Origin of the sequence: Saccharopolyspora halophila (genome assembly GCF_039531955.1) — a bacterium.
GTDB lineage: Bacteria > Actinomycetota > Actinomycetes > Mycobacteriales > Pseudonocardiaceae > Saccharopolyspora > Saccharopolyspora halophila.
The window spans coordinates 406,629-427,074 of record NZ_BAAARA010000004.1 but is presented as its reverse complement, the minus strand read 5'-3'; the positions used below and the strand labels follow the sequence as shown (position 1 = coordinate 427,074).

Sequence of the window (20,446 nt, the reverse complement as noted above, 5' to 3'; positions counted from 1 at the left end):
GCTCGGTGAAGGTTTTTTCCGACAAGCAGGAGATCCTGGACGCCAAGGGCGAGACCCTCGGCACCAGCGACTGGCTGACCATCACGCAGGAGCAGGTCAACACGTTCGCCGATGCGACCCACGATCACCAGTGGATCCACGTCGACGTGGAGAAGGCCAACCAGGGACCGTTCGGCGGCCCGATCGCGCACGGTTTCCTGACGCTGAGCCTGCTGCCCAAGTTGAACTCGGAGACCTACCGGGTCGACAACGCCAAGATGGGCATCAACTACGGCCTCAACAAGGTCCGCTTCCCCACCCCGGTGCCGGTGGGCGCCCGAGTCCGGGCCACCACCGAGCTGGTCGACGTCTCCGAGATCGAGGGCGGCCTGCAACTGGCGGTCAAGGCCACGGTGGAGATCGAGAACGAGGCGAAGCCCGCCTGCGTAGCGGAGTTCCTCTCCCGCGTGCTGCTCTGAGGAGAGGTTTCAGTGCGCGGCGGTGCCGCCGTCTCAGGTGTGGGACTAGGCCGGCACCGCCGCGGGTTCTCGGACGTCGTCGGGCGAGGACAGCCGCAGCGTCGCGCAGGTCGCTGCTCAAGTCGCGCATCCCGGACCCCGGCGGCGTCCGAGGTTCCGCTACCGGGCCCGCCACGCAGATGAGACATCGGTCCGATCAGCGGCCGATGTGGATGCCCATTCCCGGTCCGAGCGGCAGGTCCGCGGCGTAGAACACCGTCATGATCAGCGCCCACAGCAGCCAGAACGGCACCACGAAGGGCATCATCCTGGCCACCAGCGTGCCGATGCCCGCGTTCGGTTCGTAGCGGCGCAGGTAGCCGAGCAGGATGATCATGTAGGGGTTCAGCGGGGTCATGATCTGGGTGGCCGAATCGCCCACGCGGAAGACCGCCTGCGCGAAGCCCGGTTCGAAGCCGACGAGGACGAACATCGGGACGAACACCGAGGCCATCAGGGTCCACAGGCTGGAGCCCGAGATGATGAACAGGTTCAGCACCGAGGCCAGGACCATGAACCCGAGGAACGCCGGATAGCCGTCCAGCTGCAGGGACCGCAGCAGGTCCGCCCCCGAGACGGCGACCAGCGAGCCGAGGTTCGTCCAGTTGAACAGCGCGATGAACTGGCCGAGCATGAACGCCAGCACCAGGAACCCGGCGAGTTCGCGCACCGCCAGCGCCATCAGCCGCGGCACGTCGGCGGCCCGCTGAACGGTTCCCGCGAGCGCACCGTAGACGATCGCCGGAACCGCGAAGCCCAGGAAGATCAGCGTGGTCACCGAATCGAGCAGCGGGGATTCCGGCAGGAAGGCGCCCTCGGAGTTCTGCAGCGGCGAGCCCGGCCACAGCGCCAGCAGCAGCACCAGGGCCAGCGCCACCAGGAAGGCCGCACCCGCCCGGACCAGCCCGCGCCGTTCCGCGGGGTCCAAGGCCACCGCGACGCTCGGTTCCTGCTCGGGGTCGGCGACCGCGCTGGGAACCCCGGTGCGCCACATCCGCGGCTCGATGAGCCGGTCGATCAGCAACCCGGCCAGCAGGCCCAGCAGGACCGCCGAGACCGCGTTGAAGTAGTAGTTCGAGATCGGGTTGACCATCGTGCCCGGGTTCGGCAACGTCGCGGCGACCTCGTTGCTGATACCGGCGAACAGGGCGTCCAGGCTGGTCACCACGATCGACGTGGAATATCCCGCCCCGGCGGCCGCGAAGCCGCCGAGCAGGCCCGCGACCGGGTGCCTGCCCGCGGCCTTGAACACCAGCGCGGCCAGCGGCGGCAGGATGATCATCGACGAGTCGGCCATCACGCTGGCGCTCACGCCCACCAGGCCCAGCGCGTAGGGCAGCACCCAGCGCGGCGCTCCTCCGATGGTTGCCCGGATCAGCGCGGTGAGCATCCCGGTGCGCTCGGCCAGACCGACCGCCAGCATGATGGTGACCACGGTCTCCAGCGGCGGGAAACCGATAAAGTTCTCCGCCATCCCGGTGAACAGGAACTCCAGGCCCGCACCGGTGAACGCGCCGCGCACCGGTGTCGCCGCGTCGTCGCCCGGGATCGTCACCGCGACGCCGAACCACGCGATCGCGGTCGAGAGCACGGCCACGACCAGGAACAGCAGTCCGAAGAGCAGGAACGGTTCGGGCAGCTTGTTGCCGACTCGCTCGATCAGGTTCAGCAACCGATCGATGCGCGGCTGCCGCGCTGCTTGGGCTTCGCTCAAGGCTCACTCCCGGCGGAACGGAAAAGCTCGCCGCAGCAAACCCTTCCGCCGCCGATTGCACAAGCCGCCACAGCGGGACGAAACAGAACCGAAAGCAGCGGTTACTTGCGCAGCGAATCCAGCAGCAGATCCGCGAAGTGCTCACCGACCTCGGCTCCGCTGAGATCACCGTCGCTGCGGAACCAGGTGCCCAGGTGGTGCACCGCCCCGAAGAAGAAGTCCACCACCAGATCGGGGGACTTGTCGGTCCGGAAGACCCCGTCGCGCTGGCCCTCCTCGACCAGCTCGCAGACCTTCTCGTGGTAGCGGCGGCGCTCGGCGCGGACCTCGGCCTTCTTCTCCGGGTGCAGCAGGTGCATCGAGCGGAAGAAGATCACCGTGTCGTCCAGGTTGGCCGTGGTGGTGGTCACCACGTCGGCGGCGATGGCGTGCAGCCGTTCCTGCACCGGGGCCTCGCTCGCCGCCGCGGTCTCCAGCCGGGCCTGCTGATCGCGCAGCACCCTGGCGTAGATCTCGTAGAGCAGATCGTCCTTGGAGCCGAAGTAGTGGTACATCGCCCCCTTGGTGACGCCGGCCGCGTCGACGATCTGCTGCACCGAGGTCGTTTCGAAACCGTACTCGGCGAACAGCCGCGTGGCCGCGGCCAGCAGCCGCTGCGGAACCGATTCCTCGCCCGCCGAGCGAGCCATGCGCCACCTCCCCAGTCGACACCCATCTTGAGGGGTCCTTGCAGTGTGCGGCGGAGCCGCTGTGTCAAGTGTGGGACTCAACCCGCACCGCCGCGGGTTCTGACGCGTCGTGCGGCGAGGACAGCCGCGACGCCGCGCAGGCCGCTGCTCGAGGAGCGGATCCCGCAGCCACACGACGCGTCAGGTTCTCCCACCCGCACCGCCACGCAAACCCCAAACCGAAACATCTCCTCAGGGTATCGAGCCGACTACTCCACCTTGCGCTGCAGCTTGCGCATCCCGGCCTGCCACTTCTCCGGCTGAGCGGCGCGCAGCGCGTAGTAGTCACCGACCTCGGGGTGCGGCAGGATCAGGAATTCCTCCCCACCGAGCTTCTCGGCCACCAGATCGGCCACCTGCTCAGGGGTGATCGCCTCCGGCACGAGCAGCGCCTTCCCCGTGTCCCCGGTGTCGGCGAGCATGTTGGTGCGCACGCCCTGCGGGCACAGCGCCTGCGCGGTGACGCCCTTGTCCGCGTAGGTGATGTTGAGCCATTCGGCGTGCGCGACCGCGGCGTGCTTGGTCACCGAGTACGGCGCCGCCCGCAGCATGGTGAGCAGACCCGCGGCCGAGGCCGTGGCCAGGAAGTGCCCCTGGCCGCGTTCGAGCCAGTGCGGCAGCAGCGCGCGGGCCGCCCGCACGTGCGCCATCACGTTGATCTCCCAGGTGTCGGCCCACGCGGCCTCATCGGCCTCGGTGCCACCGGTGGTGCCGGCGTTGGCGCAGTAGACGTCGACCGCGCCGTGCTCGCTCATCGCGGCGTCGACCAGCGCGGCGACGCCGGACTCGGAGGCGACGTCGCCGGGCACGGCGAGGCCGCCGATCTCCTCGGCGACCGCACCGACGCCGTCGGCGTCGATGTCGCCGAGCACCAACCGCGCCCCCGCGCCGGCGAACTTGCGGGCCATGGCGGCACCGATGCCGTTGCCGGCTCCGGTGATCACCACGACCGAGCCGTCCAGCCGCACGTCACACACCGCCCTTCAGCGTCACGCCGCCGTCGAGGGTGAGGATCTGACCGGTGATCCAGGAGGCCTCCTCGGACAGCAGGAACGCCGACGCACCGGAGATGTCGGAGGGGATGCCGAGCCGCTGCATCGGGTAGGCGGCGGCGACCTCGTCCTCCTTGTCGGCGTACAGCGCCGTGGCGAACTGCGTCTTGACCACGGCCGGAGCGATGGCGTTGACCCGCACGGTCGGGCCCAGCTCCACCGCGAGCTCCTGGGTCATGTGCGCCAGCATCGCCTTGGTGGCCCCGTAGTAGCCGATCCCGGGCGACGGCCGCAGACCCGCCACCGAGCAGACGTTGAGCACCGCGCCGCCGTGCTCGGACATGCCCGCCCGGTAGACCTGCTGGGTCCAGGACAGCGCGGCCAGCACGTTGACCTCGAAGGTCTTGCGCGCCACCCCGTGGTCGAGGTCGATCAGCGGGCCGTAGGCCGGGTTGATACCGGTGTTGTTCACCAGCAGGTCGACGTGCCCGAAGGCCTCCACCGTCTTGGCGATGGCGTCCGCCTGGTGCTCCTCGTCGTCGGCCTTGCCCGGCACGGCGAGCGCGTTGTCGGCGCCGAGCCCTTCGACGGCTTCGGCCAACGTCTCGGAATTGCGCGCGGTCAGAGTCACCTTGGCGCCCTCGGCCACCAGCCGCTCGGCAATGGCCAGGCCGATGCCCCGGCTGGCGCCGGTCACGATCGCCACTCGTCCGTCGAAACGCTTGCTCATCGGTTCGGTTCAACCTTTCCGGGTGGTGCGGTCACTTCGGCGCGTCGCGGAGTTCGCGGCGCAGGATCTTGCCGGTCGCGGTCTTGGGCAGCTCGTCGAGGATGTCGATCTCGCGCGGGTACTTGTAGGCGGCGAGCTGCACCTTGCAGTACTCCACGAGGTCCTCGGCATCGGCTTCGGCCTCGTGCGCGAGGCTGACGAAGGCCTTCACCGTCTCGCCCCGGTAGGCGTCCGGCACGCCGACCACGGCGGCTTCGCGCACGGCCGGGTGGTTGTAGAGGACGTCCTCGACCTCGCGGGGCCAGACCTTGAAGCCGGAGGCGTTGATCATGTCCTTCTTGCGGTCGACCACGTAGAACCAGCCCTGCGCGTCCATGAACCCGACATCGCCGGTGTGCAGCGCGCCGTTGCGGATGCCCTGCGCGGTCTCCTCGGGCTTGTTCCAGTAGGCGGGCACCACCATCGGGCCCTCGATGACGATCTCACCGACCTCGCCCGGGGGCAGATCGGCGCCGTTCTCGTCGACGATGCGCAGCACCGTGTTGTAGGTCGGGATCCCGACGCTGAGCGTGCCGGAGGACTCGTCGACCGGGGCTTCGCGGTGCACCGGTACCGAGGTCGCGGTCGCGGTGGTCTCGGTGAGGCCGTAGCCGTTGCGGATGTAGTGGCCGAAGCGCTGCCGGAAGGACTCCACCACCGCCGAGGGCAGCGGCGCGCCGCCGGAGTAGACCATCCGCAGCGAGGCGAAGTGCTCCGGTGTGACGTCCGGGTGGTTCATCAACGCCATGTAGGCCGTGGACGGGCCGATCATGTAGGCGGGCCGGTGCTCGGCGAGCGTGTCCAGCACCACGCCCGGTTCGAAGCGGTAGGACAGGTTGAGCTGCCGCCCGGCGGCCAGCGCGGCGCCGAACTGGCAGACCAGCCCGGTGATGTGGAACAGCGGCGCCAGCGCGAAGATCCCGCCCGGCCCCTCGTTCTCCAGGCGCACCCGCATGCCCTCGGAGTTGAACGTGACGTTGGCGTGGGTGTTGGTCGCACCCTTGGGCACCCCGCTGGTCCCCGAGGTGTACACCAGCAGCGCCAGGTCGTCGCCGGACACCGACACCGCGGGCGGCTGCTGCCCGGCGTGCGCCCGCGCCACCGACAGCAGGTCCGCGCACCCGGTGGCGGGCTTGCGCTCGGAGGCCGCGAACAACCGCGGGTCGTGGCGGGTCTGCACGTCGAGTTCGCTGGTGGTGATCGCGGTGCCGATCCCGAGCTCCCGCGCGACGTCGCCGAGCACCTCGTGCCAGCCCTTCTCCGAGGACACCACCACGTGCGGCTGAGCATCACCGAGGATCTTGGTCAGCTCGCGCACCCGGTACATCGGGTTGAGCGGCACCACGATGGCTCCGGCCTTCCAGCCCGCCAGCACCGCGACCGCGAACTGCGGGACGTTCTGCAGGTAGACGGCCATCCGATCGCCGCCAGCCAAACCCCGCTCGGCGAGATAGCAGGCCAGTCCGCTGCTGAGCTCGTCGAGCTCGGCGAAGGTCACGCTCCCGTCGAAATACGTCAGCGCGGTGCCATCCGGATCGTCGCGCACCGCGGCGGCGAACACGTCGAGCATGTTGTCGAACCGCGGCTCGATCTCGGCCGGGATGTCACCGTCGTAAAGGGCCTTCCACGGCCGTTCGTCGTACACACTGCTCAACACGCCCACCTCCACGTTGAGACCGACCAGTCGGTACGTTCAGTCAACGGTGCCCGGCCCGACCGCGTCAAGCCCCCGCGGAATTCGCCGCATCCGTCACTCGCGTTTCACCCGCCCGCACGAATCCGCACGACCAGGCCCGCGAGGGGTTATGCTTGCGCCATGTCGTCAGCCGCGCTGGAAAACGTGCTGGCCCGGGCCGGGTTGCAGGTCACGGCCGGCGAGTTCCTGTCCCTCGTCGAGGACGCGGCCAAGAGACTCACCTCGCCCCAGGCCGACCCGGCCTCGCACTTCACCGAGGACGAACGACGCGCGCTCAGCGACGCGGGCCTGGATCTCACCGAGCTCGGGCGCACCGAAGCCGACCCCCGCGCGCGCACCGTCGCCGAGCAGGCGGTGCTGCGCGACACCGCGCTCTCGGTCCAGCAGGCCGCCGAGCGCATCGGGGTGGACACCAGCCGCATCCGGCACCGCATCGGCGAACACCGGCTGCTCGGCTGGAAGGATCGCGGCGGCTGGCGGCTGCCCGCCTGGCAGTTCGGCGACACCGACGTGCTGCCAGGCCTGGACGCCGTGCTGCCCTTGATGCCCGCCGACCAGCCTGCCCTGGTGCTGGCGAACTTCATGACCACCCCGCAGGAAGAACTCGAGATCGGCGACAAACCGGTGAGCCCGCGCGAGTGGCTGCTGGCCGGTGGCGACCCACAGCGAGTGGCCGAACTCGCCGCCACCATCGGCACGCCCGCCTGACCGCCCGCACACCACCGATCCACCGGGACCTCCATGGCACGGCTCCCCCAGCCGCCTGTGCCCGCAGCGCTACAGGCGATGCTGCGCCGCACCGAAGACGTCATCGCGGTGCCCGCCGGCACCCGGCTGGCGCGCGTGTTCACCGCCGGCGGTAGCCACCCGCAGGAGTGGAACAGCTTCCGCTACGCCGGTCCGCTGCCGCACGCCCGCTTCGACCCGCACCTGCCGAACTCCCAGGGCGGTCCGACGGTCACTCGCGAGCACGGGGTGCTGTACTTCTCGATGTCGGTGCAGACCTGCATCGCCGAGGTCTTCCAGGCCAGCTCCACAGTGGACCGGAGCACCCGCGAGCCGCACCTGGTGCTGTTCCGCCCGCGCCGAACGCTGCGGTTGCTGGACCTGACCGGCCTGTGGCCGACCCGGGCAGGCGCCTCCCAGGCCATCAGCAGCGGCCCGAAGGCCCGTTCCCAGGCGTGGGCGCGCGGGATCCGCGCGGCCTACCCGGAGCTCGACGGGCTCTGGTACCGCTCCTCGATGGACGCGGGCAAGCCGTCGCTGTGCCTGTGGGACCCACCGGCGGTCACCGCACTGCCCGAGGAACCGGACGTCCTGCTGCCGCTGAACCACCCCGGCCTGGACGTGCCGCTCGGACGCGTGTGCCAGGAGCTCAGCTACACCCTGCTGGACTAGCAGGGCGCTCACCGGGCACCGACTGGCGGCGCCCGAACGACGGAAGCCGCTCCGAACCGCGGCGGCCCGCCCCGCCCGGCCGACCCGGGCGACGGGAGGAATGGACCGTCGCCGCCGAGAAGCCCGCCACCTCACCCTCCGGGGGCGCCACCGAGAAGCCCGCTGGTTCGCGGGCTTCGCACCGCTGGCCGCTTCGCCTCCCCGCGGTCGATGCCCGACGTCGGTCGCGCTCCCGCCGCCGCGGCATCCGATGAGATCGCTGTCACGGCAAGCCCGGGTCCACCCGAGCTCCCTAGCGCCAACCCTAAAAGCAACGTATTGTTGCTTTAGATGCCGCGCCGGTAGATGCACGGCACGGGGCTCGAGAGGAGACATGATGAAGATCCTGGTCAGCGGCGGCGGCGCGGCTGGGCTGTGCGCGGGCATCGACCTCGCGCGGGCCGGGCACGCGGTGGAGATCGTGGAGCGGGCGGACCACCTGCGCGTCAACGGCTCCCCCATCGACGTGCGCGGCGACGCGCTCGAAGCGGCCGAGCGGATGGGCATCCTGGACGCGGTGCGCGAGCGGCGGATCACGATGACCGAGCGGACGAAGTTCGTCGACCGGTCCGGCACGACGGTCGCCTCCCTGGCGACGCAGGAGATCAACGAGAGCTCGGAGGACATCGAGCTCCCCCGCGAGGACCTCATGACCGTCCTGCGACAGGCCCTGCCCGAGCCGGTCGACCTGCGCTTCGCGGAGTCCATCGCGACGCTGGTCGACCACGGGGACCGGGTCGCGGTCACCTTCGCCTCCGGCCGCGAGACCTCCTACGACGTCGTCATCGGCGCCGACGGGGCGCACTCGGCGGTGCGACGGCTGGTCTTCGGCCCGGAGGAGGAGTTCAGCGAGCCCCTCGGGGTCTACGTCGCGATCGCGGACGCGCCCGGCCAGGCGATGTCCGGCGGCGCCCGCGAGTCGGAGATCCTCAACCTGCCGGGGCGCATGGCCGGCGTGGCCCGCTATCGCGACGAGGCACTGGCCATCTTCGAGTTCCGGTCCGAGCCGATCGACCACGACCACCACGACCTGGCCGTTCAGAAGCGCATCCTGACCGAGGCCTTCACCGGGATCGAGGACTGGAAGGTCCCCGAACTGCTCGAGACCGCCAAAAGCGACCCCGAGCTCTACTTCGACGCGATCGCCCAGATCCACATGCCGACCTGGCACCTGGGACGGGTCGTGCTGATCGGGGACGCCGCGCACTGCGCGACCCCGATGGCCGGGCGCGGAACCTCGCTGGCACTGCTCGGTGCGTGGACGCTCGCCGAGGAACTCGGTCGCCACGGCGACGACGTCGAGGCGGCCTTCAGCGCCTACGAGCAGCGCGAGCGCCCCCGCGCGGCGGCGGCACAGGAGTTCGCGCACGGCGGGGCCGACCTCGTGGTCCCCGCGACCTGGGAAGCCATCGAGGCGCGAAACGCACGGCTGCGCGCGGCGCAGCCGCTGTAGGCTGCCTGCCATGGCCGAGGACGGAAGCACGCGAAACCCGGCCCGCCGCCCAGGCGGTCGCACCGCCCGGGTGCGGCGCCGGATCCTCGAGGCCGCCACCGAGCTGATCGCCCGCGACGGGATCGGCGGGCTGCGCTACGACCAGGTCGCCGAGCTCGCCGAGGTCAACAAGACCAGCGTCTACCGCAACTGGCCCGACCGCAGCGCGCTGGTCGCCGACGCGCTCACCACCTTCGGCGCCGACGTCGCGCCGCTGCAGGACTCGGGCGACATCGAGGCCGACCTCGTCGACTTCCTCGAAGCCCTCGCCGCGGCCACCGCGAGCACCCAAGGACGGGCGCTGCTGACCGTGGTGGCCTCGGCGCGCGAGGACCCCGAGCTGCGGGCCATCGTCGACGAGGTCTTCGAACGACGCCTGAGCATTCTCGAGCACCGCCTGAAGACGGCGATCGAGCGCGCGGAGCTGCCGCCGGTCGAGAGCTCCTTCCTCGCCGAGATGCTCGCCGGACCCGTCCAGCTGTTCGTCACCCGCGGGCCCCGCGCGTTCACCCGCGCCGACGCCGCACGAGTGACCAACGTGGTGCTCGCCGGCATCCGCGCCACGCACGGCACCTGAGGCCCCGCGTCGACCTGGTCCCCTTCTGGGCAGCCGCACGAGCTGGGCGATTCTCCGATCGCCGCGGAAGCGATCAACAGCATCGGAACCAACGGAAGCCCGGACCAGGCACCGGACACGACTGCGCCCTCCCGGGTGACCCGGGAGGGCGCGGCTCGATTCGGATCAGGCCTTGTTGGCCTCGGAATCGGTGTCGTTGTCCTCGACCGCCGCGTCCTTCTTGGACTTGGCGAGGCTGGCGAAGGTCGTGACGGCCAGCACGACCACGATCACGCCGAGCGACATCCAGTTGTTGATGTCCAGCCACTCCGGCACCGCGTGGTACTCGTGCAGCGCGTGGATGACCAGCTTGACGCCGATGAAGGCGAGGATGACGGCCAGCCCCAGCGACAGGTAGACCAGCTTGTCGACCAGGCCGCCGAGCAGGAAGTACAGCTGGCGCAGACCCATCAGCGCGAACGCGTTGGCGGCGAAGACCAGGAACGGGTCCTGCGTGATGCCGAAGATCGCCGGGATGGAGTCCACCGCGAACAGCAGGTCGGCACTGCCGATGGCCACGATGACCACGAACATCGGCGTCAGGTAGCGCTTGCCGTCGATCTTCGTCGTGGACTTGGCGCCGTGGTAGTCCTCGGTCACCGGGAAGAACTTGCGCACCCAGCGAACGACGGCGTTCTCCTTGTACTCCTCGTCATCGTCCTTGTGGCGGATCATGCTGAACGCGGTCCACAGCAGGAATCCGCCGAAGATGAAGAACACCCAGACGAACTTCGCGATCAGCGCCGCGCCCACGGCGATGAAGGCACCGCGCATCAGCAGTGCCAGCAGGATCCCGATGAGCAGCACCTTGTGCTGGTGGATCGAGGGCACCGCGAAGCTCGACATGATCACCATGAAGATGAACAGGTTGTCGACGCTGAGCGAGTACTCGGTGATGTAACCGGTGAAGTACTGGATCGCGAAGTGCGCGTCACCGAACAGCCAGACACCGAGGCCGAACAGGATCGCGCAAGCGATGTAGAAGGTGACCCACTTCGCGGCTTCGCCGGTGGTCACCTCGTGCGGTTTGCGGTCGACGATCACCAGATCGAGCAGCAGCAACAACGCCAATCCGCCGAGCGTGGCAAGCCACACCCACAGCGGTACGTGCATCGTGTCGACAGCGGACTGCGCGGGTTGTGCTGCGCGCAGCATCAGGTCGGCACCCATGGATCACCTCCGGTTCAGGGCGTACACGTCCGGGACCGGAGGTCTCTTCCACCGATCAATGTGATCAGTCGGCAGCACCGGGCTTGACCTGGCAAGTTCCGTGATGACGATACCGCCGCGAAGGAATACTCCCCTCCACCACGTCAAGATTGTCACTTATGCCCAGGGACGAAGGCCAGGCAGGGTGACCACCGGCACCGCCGCGCACAGATCGAACCTAAGTGGCACCGCTGGTGGCAGCAATCGCAGCGAGCCGCGCTGACCGATCCGGGTTATTGCGATCTCGCCGATCTGTCTCGACACGAGCCGCCGACCGTTATCCGGGTGTTCCAGATCACCGAATTTCGACTACGCAGCGTGATCGAAAGCACATTCTCACTTGCCGGATTGCACTTTGGTCTCTGCTTCATAAGCTTCTTGTCTTGCGCGGCGTTCGGAGTCATCCGGCGCCGCCTCGGTCACCTAGTGTCGACGGCGTGTCCACCTCGCCCCGACGCCGCACCGGCCTGGTCCTGCTCGCCCTGATCTGCGTGGCGCTCGTCGCGCTCGGGGCACTGCTGTGGACCGGCCGGATCCACTCGCAGCCCGAGACGACTCCGGCACCGAAACCGCGGGCGGCCATGGTCGACGTGCTCGACGGCCCGCAGCACCGGCAGCGGGTGCAGATCGACGTCACCCTCTACGCGCCGGTCGAGACCCCGGCACCGGCGATCCTGCTGGCGCACGGCTTCGGCGGCAGCAAGGACGACACGGCCGCGCAGGCGCGCGAGCTCGTCGGGCGCGGTTTCACCGTGCTCACCTACTCGGCGCGCGGCTTCGGGCGCAGCACCGGAAAGATCGCGCTCAACCATCCGGACTACGAGGTCGCCGACGCCCGGCAGCTGCTGGACTGGCTGGCCCGCCAGCCGGAGGTGCAGCGCGACCACGACGGCGACCCGCGCGTCGGCGTCACCGGTGGTTCCTACGGCGGAGCCCTGGCACTGATGCTGGCCGGAACCGATCCGCGCGTGGACGCGATCGCGCCGACGATGACCTACAACGACCTCGGCCAGGCGCTGCTGCCGAACAACGCCACCCGGCAGCACATCCGCGGGCTGACTCCCGCCGACGGCGCGGGAACCGACGACGGGGTGTTCAAGCAGACCTGGGCGGGCATGCTGTTCTCCTCGGGCGGCGCCCCGCGACCTCCGGCCCAGCGGCCCCAGCGGTTCGCCGGTGACGGCCCTCCGGGGGCTCAGCAATCCCTGACCTGCGGGAACTTCACGGCGGAGGTGTGCGCGGCCTACTCGGACATCGCCCAGGACGGCACCGCGACCAAGCCGACCCGCGACCTGCTCGACCGGGTCTCCCCGAAGACCTACAACTCCCGGGTCGACGTGCCGACCCTGCTGGTGCAGGGCGAGAAGGACACCCTGTTCGGCCTGGACCAGGCCGACGCCAACGCGCGCCAGATCGCCCGCGCCGGCGGCAAGGTCAAGACCGTCTGGTTCGCAGGCGGCCACGACGGCAACCCGCCGGACGCCGAGCTGCGCGGGCAGATCGCCGACTGGTTCGCCTTCCACCTCGGTGGCGTGCCGCCGGTTCCGGACCCGGGCACCGCGTTCCAGTTCGACATCGCGGGCAGGCCGCAGCGCGACGGCGAGGTACCGGTGCGCACGATGACCTCGCCCACCTACCCGGGCGTGGCCTCCACCCGCACTCCTCGCTACGGGCTGGAGCTGACCGGCGAACCGACCCCGGTGATCAACCCACCGGGCGGGTCACCCGCGGCGACCACCTCGCTGCCCGGGGCGGGCAAGGTGCTGGACGCGGCGGGCAGCCTCGGGCAGGACCTGCCGCGCGATCTGCCCGGCCAGGTCGCCACGTTCCGCACCGAGCCGCTGGAGTCGCCGCTGACGATCTCCGGCACCCCGCGCACCCGGCTGGCGGTCTCCGCCGTGCGGGGGCAGCCGACGAGCTCGGACGCGGTGCTGTTCGCCAAGCTCTACGACGTCGGTCCGAACGGGCAGCGCACGCTGCTCGGCAACACGGTCTCGCCGCTGCGGGTGACGAACCTGCCCGCCGACGGCAAGCCCGTCGAAGTGGATGTGTCGCTTCCCGGCCTGGTGCATCCGCTGGAGACCGGGCATCGGGTGGAGCTGGCGGTCTCGACGACCGATCAGGCCTACAAGCTGCCGAGCGAGGCCTCGGTGCACCGCGTCGGCCTGGCGGGCGACCGGGAGCTGTCGGTGCCCTCGGTGCACGCCACCGCTTCCAGCTCCGGAACCGTGCCGGTCGCCCCGCTGGTCGGGATCGGGATGGTCTTCCTGCTGGCGCTGTTGGTGTGGCTGGTCTCGCTGGTCCGGAGGCGGTTCCACGACGAGGTCGACCCGCAGCTGGTGGACACGCCCCTGGCGATCGACGGACTGCGCAAGTCCTACCCGGACAAGAAGGACGCCGTGACGGACCTGTCGATGCGGGTCGAGCGCGGCCAGATCGTCGGGTTGCTCGGCCCCAACGGCGCGGGCAAGACCACCGCGCTGCGGATGATGCTGGGACTGCTGCGCCCGAACAAGGGCCAGATCCGGCTGTTCGGCCACAAGGTCACCGCGGGCGCCCCGGTGCTGTCCCGGGTCGGCGCGCTGGTGGAGGCACCGGGCTTCCTGCCGCACCTGTCCGGTCTGGACAACCTGCGCTACTACTGGGCCGCCACCGGCCGCCCGATGCTGCAGGCCCACCTCGACGAGGTGCTGCAGATCGCCGGTCTGGACACCGCGGCCAAGCGCAAGGTGCGCTCCTACAGCCAGGGCATGAAGCAGCGCCTGGCGATCGCCCAGGCCATGCTGGGCCTGCCGGAGCTGCTGGTGCTGGACGAACCCACCAACGGGCTGGATCCGCCGCAGATCCACCAGATGCGCGCGATCCTGCGCCGCTACGCCTCCACCGGACGATCGGTGCTGATCTCCAGCCACCTGCTGAGCGAGGTCGAGCAGACCTGCACGCACGTGGTGGTCATGCACGGTGGGAAGGTGGCCGCCGCGGGCACGGTCGAGGAGATCACCGCTGTCGACGGCGAGGTGACCTTCGTGGTCGACGACCCGAGGAACGCCGCCATCGCGCTGAACACGGTCGAGGGCCTCGGCCGCGTCGAGCCCGAGGGCAACGACGTGCACGTCGACCTGGCCGGGCACCAGGCATCGGTGCTGGTCGCCGTGCTGGTCGACGCGGGGGTCGCGGTGCACCAGGTCGGACCGCGACGACGCTTGGAGGACGCTTTCTTGCAGCTGGTCGGGGAGGAACAGCGGTGAACGAACCCAACGAACCGGCTCGCCACGCACCCGAGGACATCGATCTCGACGGCATCGACCTCAAGGACTACGAGGATCCGGATCTCGACGACGTCGACGGACCCGATCCCGACGAGGACGACCGCCGCGGCACCGACGACGTCGACGGGGCTGGTGCCCGCGCCACCAATGCGGACGCGCCGGGAGCCGAATCCCCGGCCGCCGCGGGTTCGGCCGACGGGGACACCGAGGACGCCGGCGCGCTCGACGACGAACGCCCGGACGCCCGCGCCGAGGACCACCCGGACACCGGGGACGCCGACGCGGGAACGGCCGTCGAGGTGGTCGACGGCACCGACGCGGCGGTGGTCCGCACGCCCGGGTACGGCCTCGCCCAGCCGGACGGCAGCGTCGAGGGCTACCGCGCCAAGAACACGCTGCCGCTGCGCGTCGAGCTGGCCCGCCAGCTGCGCAGGCGGCGCACCTGGCTGACCCTGGGCTTCCTGCTGTTGCTGCCGCTGCTGCTGGTGGGCGCGTTCCAGTTGGGCGACGGGGGGCCGAACGGCGGCCGGAGCTACGCCGACATCGCCACCTCGAGCGGCCTGAACTTCGCGGTGTTCACCCTCTACGCCTCGACGAGCTTCCTGCTGGTCGTGGTGGTGGCGCTGTTCTTCGGCGACACGGTCGCCAGCGAGGCGTCCTGGTCGAGCCTGAAGTACCTGCTGTCGGCCCCGGTCCCGCGACTGCGGTTGCTGCGGCAGAAGGCCAAGGTCGCCGCGTTCCTGTCGGTTCTGGCCCTGGTGCTGCTGACCGGCACGGCGCTGGCCGTGGGGGTGTTCTGGTTCGGCACCGGACCGCTCGTCTCGCCCACCGGCGAGTCGCTGTCGTTCCTGCGCGGGCTCGTGATGGTGATGGCCGCTGCGGTCTACCTGGCGGTGCACCTGTCCTGGGTGGCCGCGCTGGCGATGTGGCTGAGCGTGACCACCGACGCCCCGCTGGGCGCGGTCGGCGGTGCGGTCCTGGTATCGATCCTGTCGCAGATCCTCAACCAGATCAGCGCGCTCGGCGAGCTGCGCAGGTACCTGCCCACGCACTTCGCCACGGCCTACGCAGACCTGTTCGGCCGGGACATCGACTACAGCGCGATGGTCAACGGCTGCTTCTCGGCCCTGTCCTTCGCCGCGGTGTTCGTCACGCTCGCGCTCTGGCGCTTCCACCGCAAGGACATCACGAGCTAGTTCCTGCTGAGGTGCGCGCATCGCTGGGCGGTGCGGGGAGCCGAGCCTGAGCGGCGGTGCGAGCTGAGTCCCGCACCTGAAAACACGGCTCGGCCGCCCCCTCCGGAGTTCCCACAGGCCACGAGGCGAGGTTCGCCGCTACCCGGCGTAATGTCGTCGGGCGATGGAGATTTTCCACCTGCGGTACTTCGTGGCCGTGGCGGAGAACCTGAGCTTCTCCGGCGCCGCGCGCAAGCTGCACATGGCCACCTCGCCGCTGAGCCAGCGGGTGCGCGACCTCGAACGCGAGCTCGGCACGCCGCTGTTCGAGCGGGACTCGCATCACGTCGGTCTCACCGAGTCGGGCGCCGCGCTGCTGCCGATCGCGCGCGATGTGATCAGTCGCTTCGACGACATCCCGTGGCGGTTGCGCGAGGAGATCAGCCCGCACCGGCCGGTGGTCTACCTGGGCGTCCCGCCCGGACTGCACTCCGACCTGCGTGAGCGGCTCGCCGAGTTCACCCGGGCCTGCACGCCGACGCTCGACCTCAAGCGCTGGCCGGGCGGCAGCCGCGAGCTGCTCAGCGGAGTGCAGCGGGGCGAGCTGGCGATGGCGCTGGTGCATCTGCCGGTGCACGCGGAGGGCATCGAGTCCTTCGAGCTGATGCGCGAACCGCTCGGTGCGGTGCTGCCCGCCGCGGAGTTCGCCGGCCGCCGGTCGGTGGCGCTGCACGAGCTGACCGGCTTCACCTACGTGCGCCCGGCCGCGCGGATGCTGCCGGACTACTGGGACGAGCTGGAGGCGCGGCTGTCGGCCGCCGGAATTCATCGCCGGATGACGTTGGATACCGGTGATTACGCGAGCACGTCCGAGGTCGTGGCCAATGGTGAGACATTCGCCATTTCGATGCTCGACCCGAAAAGCGGAATGCACAAACTGCGCGAGAGCGACGTCGTGGTCCTGCCCATCGAGGATTTCTCACCGATCTTGTCGACCGGGCTGATCTGGCGTTCCGACCGCACGCAGGAGCAGCCCGACCTGCAAAAACTCATCGATTCCGCGAAGTCGGCCCTGGTCGATCCGGCCGCGTGACCACTGCGGTCACGCCATTGTTCGCGATTCGGTTGCACTGATCAATTGCACCCACGTCCTGCGCGGCCCTAATGTAGTTAGCGAAGTTAATTACTCAATCGGGAACTTTCCCGCCCGCCAGGAGTGGTGATGAATTCCTCCGAAAAACCCGGCCCGCTGGCCGGTGTTCGCGTGATCGACATGGCCACGGTGGTGATGGGCCCGTACGCGGCCCAGATCCTCGGCGACCTCGGAGCCGACGTGATCAAGATCGAGTCGCCGAAGGACACCGCGCGGTTCGGCACGCTGCACCGCACCCCGGGCATGACGCCGCTGGCGATGAACGTCAACCGCAACAAGCGCAGCGTCGCCCTCAACCTCAAGGACGAGGACGAGGCCGCGCAGGCCCGCGAGCTCATCGGCGGCGCGGACATCCTGATCACGAACATGCGGATCAACGCGCTGCGCAGGCTGGGCATGGACTACGACAGCCTCGCCGCGGACAACCCGCACCTGATCTACGCGCACGCGCAAGGCTTCCGGCCCGACTCCGATCGCGCGAACCTCGCCGCCTACGACGAAACCGTGCAAGCGGCCTCCGGGCTGCTCGACCTGGCCCAGCGCGCGGGCGACATCGGCAAGCCGGTGGTGCTGCCCAGCATCTTCGGGGACAAGGTCTCGGCGCTGACGATCGTCTACTCGGCGCTGGCCGCGCTGGTGCACCAGCGCGCCACCGGCCAGGGCCAGCTCGTCGAGGTCCCGATGGCCGACACGATGCTCGCGTTCAACCTGGTCGAGCACCTGCAGGGGCAGATCTACGACCCGCCGATGAGCGAGACGGGCTTCGCGCTGTCGATGAACGAAGGCCACCGCGCACGGCCCACCAAGGACGGCCAGGCGATGATCATGCCGTACTCGCCGCAGAACTTCCGCGACCTGTTCGCCGCCGCCGGCCGCAGCGATCTCGCCGAGGACCCGCGGGTCGCGGGCGATTTCATCGACAGCCGCCGGGACGGTCGCGACCTCGCCGAACTGATCGAGTCGGTCACCCCGAACCTGACCACCGCCGAGTGGATCCGGGTCTGCACCGAGAAGTCCATCCCGGTCGGACCGGTGCTCAAGCTCGACGAGGCCGCCGACGACCCGTACGTGCAGGAGGGCCACCTCCTCGACGTCGCCGAGCATCCCACCGAGGGCAGCTACCGGCCCGTCGGCGTGCCGATGAACTTCTCCGCCACGCCCGCCTCGATCCGCCTGCACCCGCCGATCCCGGGCCAGGACACCGAGGCCGTGCTGTCCGAACTGGCGACGAACGAGGAAGAGGGGGATGCGGCATGACCGCCCCGAACACCGCGGTGCAGACCGAGATCACCGGTCACACCCTGATCATCACCATCAATCGGCCCGAGGCCCGCAACGCCGTCAACGCAGATGTCGCGCAGGGCATCGCCGCGGCCATCGACGAGCTGGACAACACCCCGGAGCTGCGCGTCGGCGTGCTCACCGGCGCGGCGGGCACGTTCAGCGCCGGCATGGACCTCAAGGCCGCGGCGCGAGGCGAGTCCCCGACCGCCGGAGACCGCGGTTTCGGCGGGCTGACCGAGGCCGACACCACCAAGCCGCTGATCGCCGCCGTCGAGGGCTACGCCATGGGCGGCGGTTTCGAGCTGGCGCTGGCCTGCGATCTGATCGTGGCCGCCTCCGGCGCGGAGTTCGCGCTCCCGGAGGTCAAGCGCGGCATCATCGCGGGCGGCGGCGGCGCGATCCGGCTGCCCAAGCGGATCCCGCATCACCTGGCCATGGAGCTGCTGCTGACCGGCCGCAGCATCGAGGCCGCCCGCGCCCGCGAACTCGGCCTGGTCAACCAGGTCGCCTCCGACGGCGCGGCGCTGGCCGCCGCGCTGGAGCTGGCGGGCGAGCTGGCCGGCAACGCTCCCCTCGCGCTGGCCGCGGTCAAGCAGGTCGCGCGACTGTCCGACCGGCTGCCCGAACCCGAGGCCTTCGCCGCGCAGCGCGAGCAGAACGCGGCGCTGCGCGACTCCGCGGACTTCGCAGAAGGAGTCCGCGCCTTCACCGAGAAGCGCGCTCCGAAGTGGACGGGACGATGAACCGAACCGAGATCCTGCAGAGCCTGACCACTCCCCTGGGCGCCCCCGCCTACGCGCCGACGGTCGCGCGGTTCACCGACCGCGAGTACCTCAACATCGTCTACCGAACCGACGCCGAGGCGCTGCGCGCGGTGGTGCCCGAACCGCTGACCTTCCACGAACCGCTGGTGCGGTTCGAGGTCATGAAGATGGGCGAGGTGACCTCGTTCGGCCCGTACGTCGAGGCCGGGCAGGCGATCCCGGTCCGCTTCGGCGAGGAGCGGGGCGAGTACCTGCACGCGATGTACCTGAACAACTTCCCGGCCACCGCGGCCGGACGGGAGGCCAGCGCCTACCCGAAGGTGATGGGCGAGCCCGCGCTGCGCGTGGATCACGCGGCGCTGGTGGGCACGCTCGACTACGGCGCCGAGCGGGTGGCCACCGCGACCATGGGCTACAAGCACTTCCCCATGGACCTCGGCGAGGCCGAGGCGCAGATCACCGTGCCCACCTACATGCTCAAGATCATCCCGGGCTACCACCACCGGCCGCGGGTCGCCGAGCTGGTGCGCACGCGGATCACCGACATCGCGGTCAAGGAAGCCCACACCGCTCCCGCGCGGTTGCAGCTGTTCGAGCACGCGCTGGCTCCGCTGGCCGACCTGCCGGTGCGCGAGGTCGTCTCGGCCAGCCACATCGTCACCGACCTCACCCTGGCCGGAATCGAGCCCGTGCACGATTACCTGGAGGAATCATGAGTCCGCGATGGACGAGCGCGGCCGTGGTCGGCGCGGGCACGATCGGGCTCGCCTGGGCCGCGCTGTTCGCGGCCAACGACATCGAGGTCCGGATCACCGACCCGCGCGAGGACCTGGACGAGGCCGTCGACGCGGCGCTGCCGATGCTCGCCGAGAGCATTCCCGGCGCCGAGATCGAGCGGCTGCGCGCCCGGATCACCACCACACCGGACTTGGCCAAGGCCGTGGAGACCGCCGATCTGGTGCAGGAGAACGGGCCTGAGCGGCTGGACTTCAAGCAGCGGTTGTTCGCCGAGATCGCCGAGCACGCCCCGCAGGACGCGGTGCTGGCCTCCTCCAGCTCCGGGATCGTCGCGGGCGACATCGCCGCCGAACTGCCCGATCGGGTGGCCGCGCGACTGCTGATCGCGCACCCGTTCAACCCGCCGCAGGTCGTACCGCTGGTCGAGATCGTGCCGAGCGGTCGCACCGACGAGCGGGTGGCCAACGAGGCGTTCGAGTTCTACCGAGCGCTGGGCAAAACACCGGTCCGGCTGCACAAGGAGGTTTCCGGTTTCGTCGCCAACCGGCTGCAGAGCGCGGTGATGCGCGAATCCGTCTCGCTGGTGCTGCGCGGCGTCGTCTCCGCCGAGGAGCTCGACACCGTGATGAAGGCGTCGCTCGGCGGCCGCTACGCCACGATCGGCCCGTTCGAGAGCTTCCACCTCGGCGGCGGCCCCGGCGGAATCCGGCACATGATGGAGCACCTCGGACGGGGCATGGCGCAGCGCTGGCAGGAGCTGGGCGAGCCGGAGCTCACCGACGAGGCCATCGCCGAAATCGTCGCGCAGACCGAGAGCTCCTACGGCACCGGCGAATCCGCGTACATCGAGCGCGCCCGGCAGCGCGACCGCAAGCACAGCACCATCAACAACGCTCTGAACGCTGAGGAATGA

General features: G+C 70.0%; 18 protein-coding genes. 12 read left to right on the top strand and 6 right to left on the bottom strand.

From position 1 onward, the window contains the following. The first annotated feature begins 5 nt into the window (after window positions 1-5). Window positions 6-458: a MaoC family dehydratase gene (locus ABD289_RS09520; protein ID WP_344128897.1), complete on the top strand. Its 453-nt coding sequence runs from the start codon at window positions 6-8 to the stop codon at window positions 456-458. Window positions 459-654: 196 nt separating this feature from the next. Here ABD289_RS09520 and ABD289_RS09515 read toward each other — a convergent pair whose 3' ends face one another. From ABD289_RS09515 to ABD289_RS09495, 5 genes are all read right to left on the bottom strand, one after another. Beyond that, complete coding sequence (locus ABD289_RS09515; RefSeq protein WP_344128895.1) at window positions 655-2,211, bottom strand: AbgT family transporter; 1,557 nt, start codon at window positions 2,209-2,211, stop codon at window positions 655-657. A gap of 101 nt (window positions 2,212-2,312) precedes the next feature. After that, window positions 2,313-2,900, bottom strand: a complete 588-nt coding sequence (locus ABD289_RS09510; protein WP_344128893.1) for a TetR/AcrR family transcriptional regulator — start codon at window positions 2,898-2,900, stop codon at window positions 2,313-2,315. Between the two features lie 248 nt (window positions 2,901-3,148). After that, window positions 3,149-3,916 carry an SDR family oxidoreductase gene (locus tag ABD289_RS09505; protein WP_344128891.1) on the bottom strand — a complete coding sequence of 256 codons (768 nt, stop codon included), beginning with the start codon at window positions 3,914-3,916 and terminating at the stop codon, window positions 3,149-3,151. Continuing rightward, window positions 3,909-4,661 carry an SDR family oxidoreductase gene (locus ABD289_RS09500; protein WP_344128889.1) on the bottom strand — a complete coding sequence of 251 codons (753 nt, stop codon included), beginning with the start codon at window positions 4,659-4,661 and terminating at the stop codon, window positions 3,909-3,911. Before ABD289_RS09500 ends, ABD289_RS09505 begins: the two co-directional genes overlap by 8 nt. A gap of 31 nt (window positions 4,662-4,692) precedes the next feature. After that, a complete protein-coding gene (locus ABD289_RS09495; RefSeq protein ID WP_344129207.1) occupies window positions 4,693-6,354 on the bottom strand; it encodes a class I adenylate-forming enzyme family protein in 1,662 nt (553 codons plus the stop codon). 162 nt (window positions 6,355-6,516) lie between these two features. Here ABD289_RS09495 and ABD289_RS09490 point away from each other — a divergent pair, with 162 nt between their 5' ends. The 4 genes from ABD289_RS09490 (at window position 6,517) to ABD289_RS09475 (ending at window position 9,902) form a co-directional block, all read left to right on the top strand. Further along, complete coding sequence (locus ABD289_RS09490; RefSeq protein WP_344128887.1) at window positions 6,517-7,104, top strand: DNA-binding protein; 588 nt, start codon at window positions 6,517-6,519, stop codon at window positions 7,102-7,104. A 33-nt stretch (window positions 7,105-7,137) separates the two neighbouring features. Then, entirely contained in the window at window positions 7,138-7,794 is a 657-nt protein-coding gene (locus tag ABD289_RS09485) for an RES family NAD+ phosphorylase (protein WP_344128885.1), read from the top strand. A 373-nt stretch (window positions 7,795-8,167) separates the two neighbouring features. After that, the gene (locus ABD289_RS09480; protein ID WP_344128883.1) at window positions 8,168-9,286 is read left to right on the top strand and encodes an FAD-dependent monooxygenase; all 1,119 of its coding nucleotides are present in this window, start codon (window positions 8,168-8,170) and stop codon (window positions 9,284-9,286) included. A 10-nt stretch (window positions 9,287-9,296) separates the two neighbouring features. After that, a complete protein-coding gene (locus tag ABD289_RS09475) occupies window positions 9,297-9,902 on the top strand; it encodes a TetR/AcrR family transcriptional regulator (protein ID WP_344128881.1) in 606 nt (201 codons plus the stop codon). A 165-nt stretch (window positions 9,903-10,067) separates the two neighbouring features. On the opposite strand, the gene ABD289_RS09470 is transcribed toward ABD289_RS09475, so the two are convergent. After that, window positions 10,068-11,054, bottom strand: a complete 987-nt coding sequence (locus ABD289_RS09470; protein ID WP_344129205.1) for a TerC family protein — start codon at window positions 11,052-11,054, stop codon at window positions 10,068-10,070. Between the two features lie 533 nt (window positions 11,055-11,587). On the opposite strand from ABD289_RS09470, the gene ABD289_RS09465 reads away from it, so the two are divergent. From ABD289_RS09465 to ABD289_RS09435, 7 genes are all read left to right on the top strand, one after another. Then, window positions 11,588-14,398, top strand: a complete 2,811-nt coding sequence (locus tag ABD289_RS09465; protein ID WP_344128879.1) for an alpha/beta fold hydrolase — start codon at window positions 11,588-11,590, stop codon at window positions 14,396-14,398. Further along, window positions 14,395-15,615, top strand: coding sequence for an ABC transporter permease (locus ABD289_RS09460; protein ID WP_344128877.1), 1,221 nt, complete (start codon window positions 14,395-14,397; stop codon window positions 15,613-15,615). The genes ABD289_RS09465 and ABD289_RS09460 overlap by 4 nt, the downstream gene beginning before the upstream one ends. Window positions 15,616-15,778: 163 nt before the next feature. Further along, complete coding sequence (locus ABD289_RS09455) at window positions 15,779-16,687, top strand: LysR family transcriptional regulator (RefSeq protein WP_344128875.1); 909 nt, start codon at window positions 15,779-15,781, stop codon at window positions 16,685-16,687. A 129-nt stretch (window positions 16,688-16,816) separates the two neighbouring features. Then, entirely contained in the window at window positions 16,817-18,004 is a 1,188-nt protein-coding gene (locus ABD289_RS09450) for a CaiB/BaiF CoA transferase family protein (RefSeq protein WP_344128873.1), read from the top strand. Continuing rightward, a complete protein-coding gene (locus ABD289_RS09445; RefSeq protein WP_344128870.1) occupies window positions 18,001-18,774 on the top strand; it encodes a crotonase/enoyl-CoA hydratase family protein in 774 nt (257 codons plus the stop codon). The genes ABD289_RS09450 and ABD289_RS09445 overlap by 4 nt, the downstream gene beginning before the upstream one ends. Then, window positions 18,771-19,511, top strand: a complete 741-nt coding sequence (locus ABD289_RS09440) for an acetoacetate decarboxylase (protein ID WP_344128868.1) — start codon at window positions 18,771-18,773, stop codon at window positions 19,509-19,511. Before ABD289_RS09445 ends, ABD289_RS09440 begins: the two co-directional genes overlap by 4 nt. Next, window positions 19,508-20,446 carry a 3-hydroxyacyl-CoA dehydrogenase NAD-binding domain-containing protein gene (locus tag ABD289_RS09435; protein WP_344128865.1) on the top strand — a complete coding sequence of 313 codons (939 nt, stop codon included), beginning with the start codon at window positions 19,508-19,510 and terminating at the stop codon, window positions 20,444-20,446. Before ABD289_RS09440 ends, ABD289_RS09435 begins: the two co-directional genes overlap by 4 nt.